General features: G+C 67.6%; 7 protein-coding genes. 4 read left to right on the top strand and 3 right to left on the bottom strand.

The window, feature by feature from the left end:
- Positions 1-205: LysM peptidoglycan-binding domain-containing protein (locus tag VIR09_RS04965; RefSeq protein WP_332011869.1), on the top strand; the 205-nt coding region annotated here is incomplete at its 5' end.
- A 63-nt stretch (positions 206-268) separates the two neighbouring features.
- Here the strand turns inward: VIR09_RS04965 and VIR09_RS04960 are convergent.
- Both VIR09_RS04960 and VIR09_RS04955 read right to left on the bottom strand, forming a co-directional pair.
- Complete coding sequence (locus VIR09_RS04960; protein ID WP_332011868.1) at positions 269-1,201, bottom strand: pyridoxal-phosphate dependent enzyme; 933 nt, start codon at positions 1,199-1,201, stop codon at positions 269-271.
- A gap of 36 nt (positions 1,202-1,237) precedes the next feature.
- Complete coding sequence (locus VIR09_RS04955; protein ID WP_332011867.1) at positions 1,238-2,311, bottom strand: succinylglutamate desuccinylase/aspartoacylase family protein; 1,074 nt, start codon at positions 2,309-2,311, stop codon at positions 1,238-1,240.
- Between the two features lie 106 nt (positions 2,312-2,417).
- On the opposite strand from VIR09_RS04955, the gene VIR09_RS04950 reads away from it, so the two are divergent.
- A complete protein-coding gene (locus VIR09_RS04950; RefSeq protein ID WP_332011866.1) occupies positions 2,418-3,314 on the top strand; it encodes a LysR family transcriptional regulator in 897 nt (298 codons plus the stop codon).
- Between the two features lie 105 nt (positions 3,315-3,419).
- Positions 3,420-4,205 carry an enoyl-ACP reductase FabI gene (fabI, locus tag VIR09_RS04945; protein ID WP_013391441.1) on the top strand — a complete coding sequence of 262 codons (786 nt, stop codon included), beginning with the start codon at positions 3,420-3,422 and terminating at the stop codon, positions 4,203-4,205.
- Between the two features lie 48 nt (positions 4,206-4,253).
- Here the strand turns inward: fabI and VIR09_RS04940 are convergent, their stop codons facing one another.
- Entirely contained in the window at positions 4,254-4,652 is a 399-nt protein-coding gene (locus tag VIR09_RS04940; protein ID WP_332011865.1) for an OsmC family protein, read from the bottom strand.
- 189 nt (positions 4,653-4,841) lie between these two features.
- On the opposite strand from VIR09_RS04940, the gene VIR09_RS04935 reads away from it, so the two are divergent.
- Complete coding sequence (locus tag VIR09_RS04935; protein ID WP_062681219.1) at positions 4,842-5,522, top strand: tellurite resistance TerB family protein; 681 nt, start codon at positions 4,842-4,844, stop codon at positions 5,520-5,522.
- Position 5,523 lies beyond the last annotated feature (1 nt).

Raw genomic sequence — 5,523 nt, 5'->3', positions numbered from 1 at the left:
CGCCGCGCAAGCGCCGGCTGCCCGCGTCGCCAGCGCCCGCCCCAATGTCCGCACCCACAAGGTGCGCCAGGGCGACACGCTGTTCTCGCTGGCCAAGCAGTACGGCACCTCGGTCGACGCGCTGCGCGCACTCAACAACATCAAGGGCAGCGCCCTGAAGGTGGGCTCGCAGCTGCGCGTGCCGGGCACCAACGCCCGCGGCTGATCGCCGCTTGAATGCAAAAGGCGCGTCCCGCGGGACGCGCCTTTTTTTATGCCCGGCGGCCCGCTAGCGGGACTGCGCGGCGAACTGCGCGCTCCATTGCTCCAGCTGGCCCGCCGTGACGCCCACGCCGCCGCACAATATGACCGCCACCGAGCGGGCGCTCTTCAGGAATTCCGAACCGCTGTCCAGCGCCGCCACCGACGCGCCGCAGGCGGGTTCGACCAGGACACGGTGCTCCAGCAGCACATCTTCGCAGGCCGCCACCGCGGCGGCGTCCGATACGACGACGCTCCCGATAGGATGCTCTTTCGCCAGGTCCAGCGCACGGTCGCAGACCTGGCGCGCGCCCAATGACGTCGCAATCGACCTGATTTCGGGCAACAGCACCGGCGCCCCCGCGCTCAGGGCCTGGGCGTAGGAATCCGCGCCGGCCGTCTCGGCCGCGATCACCGGCACCTCTGCCCAGCCGTTGCGCCGCAGGCCTTCGACCACGCCGCACAGCAGCCCGCCGCCGCCGACCGAGCAGATGACCACATCCGGCCGCCCACCCTGCTGGGCCAGCTCGTCGATCATGGTTGCGTGCCCCTCCCACAGCAAGGGATCATCGAAGGGATGCAGGAACGCGTCCGTCGGCGTCATGAGTTCCAGCGCGCGGGCGTTGGCCTCCATCCAGGAGGCGCCGTGCACGATCACTTCCGCGCCTTCGGAACGGATCAGGCTCTTGGCGCGCTCCGAAGTCGTGGCCGGCACCACCACGGTCACCGGCGTGGCCAGCATGCGGCCGGCGTAGGCCACCGCATAACCGGCGTTGCCGCCGGACGAAGAGATGAAGCGCCGGGCGCCGCGGGATTTGTAGATCTGGCAGGCATGGCCTATGCCGCGCGCCTTGAACGAGCCGCTAGGCTGCAGCGCCTCCATCTTCAGGCGCACGTCCTTGCCGCTGCGCAGAGAGAAAGCGCGCGATGCCAGCGCCGGGGTTTCGATATGGATTGCCATGTTCTGTTTTCTGAAAAAGTGAATCGGGCTGCGGCCTCAGGCCGCGCTGGCCACCACGCAGCAGACGTTGCCGGGCACGACGATGCCGGGATGGCGCTTGGCGAAGACAACGCCGCTGGTCCCGTAAGCCAGTTCGACCGGCGCGCGCCGCGGATCGAAGGTCTGGTGGATGCGGCCCGCGGGCTGGCCGGCTTCGACGGCCTCGCCATGCCGATGGTAAGCCTCGAACACGCCCCGCTCCGAGGCGATGACGTAGGACTTCGCGCCGCTGACCTTGCACAGGGGCGCGGACTGCGCCGCCAGCGGCTGGGCACAGGCCTGGTCCAGCACGCCCCAATGCGCCAGCACGCGCAAGGCGCCGGCGCGGCATAGCGCGAGCGCGCTGTCCGTCACGGTGCCGCGCCCCGCCATCTCGGTGCTGACGCAGGTGAGTCCCGCAGCCACCGCCGTGGCGACGCTGGTGCGCGTGTCCCCAAGCGTGTCCAGCAGCACGTTGAACGGCGCGCCGAAGGCCATCACGGCGTCGATATTGCGTTGGGTCTGCTCTGCATCTTTCGAAGGCTGTACCAGCGCGCTGGGAATGATGTCCAGGGACGAGCCGCCGGAATGCAGACTCAGGAATGCGTCGCCGCGCGAGAACAACTGGTCACTGACATAGGCGGCGATCTGTTCCGTGATGCTGCCGGCATGGTCGCCGGGAAACGTGCGGTTCAGGTTCTTGCCGTCCAGCGGCGAGGTGCGCAGGCCGGCCTCCGCAGCCGGCGCATTGAGCGAAGGCATGACGATCAGGCGGCCCCGGACGCGGTCCAGCGGCAGATCGCGGATGAGTTCGCCCAGCACGATCTGCCCTTCGTATTCGTCCCCATGGTTGCCGCCTTCCAGGATGACCGTGGGTCCGTCGCCATTCGCCAGCACCGCCATGGGTATGCGTACCGTGCCCCAGGCGTCGTCGTGAGGAGACTGCGGAATATGCAGAAAGCCTGCTTGGCGGCCCGGCGCGTCGAGATCGATGTCGGTGAACGCCGTCGCGCACTGCGGGTTGCGCGCGGGCAAATGCGCGACCCGTCGGTCACGCAACAGCGGCGACTCGCGGAATGTCGGTTTCGTCATAGACCTTTTGGGTATACGTTATGGGATCCAGTGGGAAAATATAGGTATTTGATGCATTCGCAACAAATACTTTTGGTGCGTATAACGTATGCCTGGGAGGCATGGCATGGAGTTGAGGCAGTTGCGCTATTTCGTGGCCGTATGCGCCGCCGGCAGCGTCGCGGGAGCGGCCAAGGCTTTGCATATCGCCCAGCCCGCGCTGTCGCGCCAGATGATGGCCCTGGAAGAGGAATTCGGCGCGCAACTGCTGGTGCGGCTGCCTCGCGGCGTGGCGCTCACGCGTGCCGGCGAGGCCCTGCTGGCCCAGGCGAAGTTGATGCTGGCGGGCAGCGAAGCGCTGCGGGCACAGGTGGCGCTGGCGGCCAATGGCAAGGCAGGCACACTGAAGATCGGCGTCATGCCCGGCTATAGCTGGCTGCCCGGCCTGGGGGAGGCGATCGCGGCTTTGTCGCACGCCTCGCCCGATACCGACGTGATGGTGGAGCCCGGCCTGTCGGCCTGGCAGCTGGATGCGATCAAGCGCCACGAGCTGGACGCGGGTGTCGTCGCCTGGCGCTCGCCGCTGGATAGCGAAGTGGAAGGAATGAAAATCTATGAGGACCGCATGGTCCTCGCCATGCCCGCGGCAGTGGCGCGCGGCTTGGGAAGAGTCCGCTCGCTCAAGGACCTGGCGGGCCAGAAATTCATCCTGTTCCCGCGCGCCGGGTCGCCCTCCCACTATGACGCGCTGGTGCGCATCCTGAAGGCCGCCGGCATTCCGCTGACACGGCCGGCCGCCGTGGCCACTGATCTTCCCACCATCCTCGGCCTGGTGTCGGCCGGACTGGGCTGCGCCATCATTCCCGCTTCATTCAGGCAGCATGGCCCCGCCGGCGTCGTCTTCAAGGAAGTCGGCGGCATAGACTTGGCATTCGATCTTGAACTGGTCTGGCGCGCCGACCAGCGCGATCCCTTGCTCGCCAGCTTCGTGCGCCTGTTCCCGCCGCCCGAACCGCCGTCCTGAAGCGCAATCCGGGCAGATCCGGCCCCCGGTTTTTTCATATCGCGAAACCGCGCAAACTCCTTAAAATAGGCGGTCTCCAGAGGGAAAAAATCAAAGGATAGATATATGGGCTTTCTCGCCGGCAAGCGCATCCTGGTCACCGGGGTGCTTTCCAACCGATCCATCGCCTACGGCATTGCGCGCGCCTGTCACCAGCAAGGCGCCGAACTGGCGTTCACCTACGTGGGCGACCGCTTCAAGGACCGCGTGGGCGAATTCGCCGCCGAATTCGGCAGCAAGATCGTGCTGCCCTGCGATGTGGCCGAAGACAGCCAGATCGAAGGCGCCTTCGCCGAACTCGGCCAGCACTGGGACGGCCTGGACGGCCTGGTGCATTCCATCGGCTTCGCCCCGCGAGAAGCCATCGCCGGCAACTTTCTCGACGGCCTGTCGCGCGAGGGCTTCCGCATCGCGCATGACATCTCGGCCTACAGCTTCGCCGCCATGGCCAAGGCCGCGCTGCCGCTGATGGAAGGCCGTAACGGCTCCGTGCTGACGTTGACCTACCTGGGCGCCGAGCGCGTGGTTCCGAACTACAACACCATGGGCCTGGCCAAGGCCTCGCTGGAAGCCAGCGTGCGCTACCTGGCCACGGCGCTGGGTCCGCGCGGCATCCGCGCCAACGGCATTTCCGCAGGCCCCATCAAGACCCTGGCCGCCAGCGGCATCAAGGACTTTTCGGCCATCCTGAAGTTCGTGGAAGCCCAGGCGCCCCTGCGCCGCAACGTCACCATCGAAGACGTGGGCAACGTCGCCGCCTTCATGCTGTCGGACCTGGCCGCCGGCGTGACGGGCGAAATCACCCACGTGGACGCCGGTTTCTCGACCATCGTCCCGGGCATGGAAGACTAAAGCCGCTCGCGGCGGGGTCATCGGCCCCGGCCGCAGCAGCCGGCCCGCTCAGGCCGGCTGCACCACCACGGTGGACACCTGCACGTCCACCGCCGTCATCAGCTTGTGCACCGGGCACTTCTCGGCCACCGCCAGCAGCTCGTCGATCTGCGCGTCGGACAGCTCGCCATTGAGCGTCAGCTTGGCCGTCAGGCGGTAGATGCCCTTGCGCTCCTCGCCGGCGTCGCGCACCACTTCCACCCCCACCGACTCCAGCGGCAGGCCTTTGCGTTGCGCGTAGACCATCAGGGTCATGGCCTTGCAGCCGCCCAGCGCGGTATCGAAATAGTCATGCGGATCAGGGCCGGCGCCCTGCGGCTGGGGCATATCCAGCGGCAAATCGTGGCCTTCGGCCGTGGCGGTGAATTGCAGCGTGTTGGGCGCATTCTGGCGCACGCGGATGCTCATGGGTCCTGTCTCCTGGTAACGGGTCCTGGCGGGCGGCCGCCGCGGCCGCCCCAGACCACGTTGTAGCACCTGGCAGCCCCCCGACGACGCCACCCGGCGCAAGCAACTGACTGTAAGCTGAACTTCTGGCTCCGGCCCCGGTCGGATATCTCTATCCGCAATACCTGAGCACATCTTTAAGGGGGCCGCATGAGCGCCAGACAATTACTCGACCAACTGCTGCAGTCCGGGCAAGGACTGCTGTCGGACACCACCAACCGCGTGCAGAACGCCACCGGCGGCAAAGGTTCATCCTTTCTGACCGGTCTGGGCGGCGGCGCGCTGGGCGCGGGCGCGCTGGGGCTGCTGCTGGGCAGCAAGAAAGCCCGCAAGATCGGCGGCAAGGTCGCCATGTACGGCGGCATGGCGGCGCTGGGCGCCCTGGCCTACCGCGCCTATGGCGACTGGCAACGCAACCAGGCCGGCGCTCCCGCCGCGCCGCCCCAGACGCTGGATCGCCTGCCCGCGCCGGAAGCCGAACAGCACAGCACCGCCGTGCTCACCGCCATGATCGGCGCGGCCAAGGCCGACGGCCATATCGGCCCCGAAGAACGCGCCCTGCTCGAAACCGAACTGTCCAAGCTGTCCTCGGACGCCCAGGACCGCCGCTGGCTGGAAACCGAACTGTCGCGGCCGCTGGATCCGGCCGCGGTGGCGCAGTCCGCCCGCACGCCGGAGATGGCCGCCGAGATGTACCTCGCCAGCCTGCTGGTGGTGGACGAGGAAAGCTATATGGAGCGCGCCTACCTGGACGAACTGGCCCGCCAGCTCAAGCTGCAGCCCGGCCTGAAGGAACAGCTGGAGCAGCACGCCCGCGCCGCCGCGGCCTGAA

The organism is Achromobacter sp., from assembly GCF_036567245.1.
Lineage (GTDB): Bacteria > Pseudomonadota > Gammaproteobacteria > Burkholderiales > Burkholderiaceae_B > Achromobacter.
Note: the sequence above shows the minus strand (reverse complement) of the source record. Positions and strands in the feature narration are given on the sequence as shown.

Bases quoted from the DNA above. Each gene is read 5' to 3' on its own strand.
- fabI (WP_013391441.1), top strand. From the start codon at position 3,420: ATGGGCTTTCTCGCCGGCAAGCGCATCCTGGTCACCGGGGTGCTTTCC.
- VIR09_RS04960 (WP_332011868.1), bottom strand. From the start codon at position 1,201: ATGGCAATCCATATCGAAACCCCGGCGCTGGCATCGCGCGCTTTCTCT.
- VIR09_RS04950 (WP_332011866.1), top strand. From the start codon at position 2,418: ATGGAGTTGAGGCAGTTGCGCTATTTCGTGGCCGTATGCGCCGCCGGC.
- VIR09_RS04940 (WP_332011865.1), bottom strand. From the start codon at position 4,652: ATGAGCATCCGCGTGCGCCAGAATGCGCCCAACACGCTGCAATTCACC.
- VIR09_RS04935 (WP_062681219.1), top strand. From the start codon at position 4,842: ATGAGCGCCAGACAATTACTCGACCAACTGCTGCAGTCCGGGCAAGGA.
- VIR09_RS04955 (WP_332011867.1), bottom strand. From the start codon at position 2,311: ATGACGAAACCGACATTCCGCGAGTCGCCGCTGTTGCGTGACCGACGG.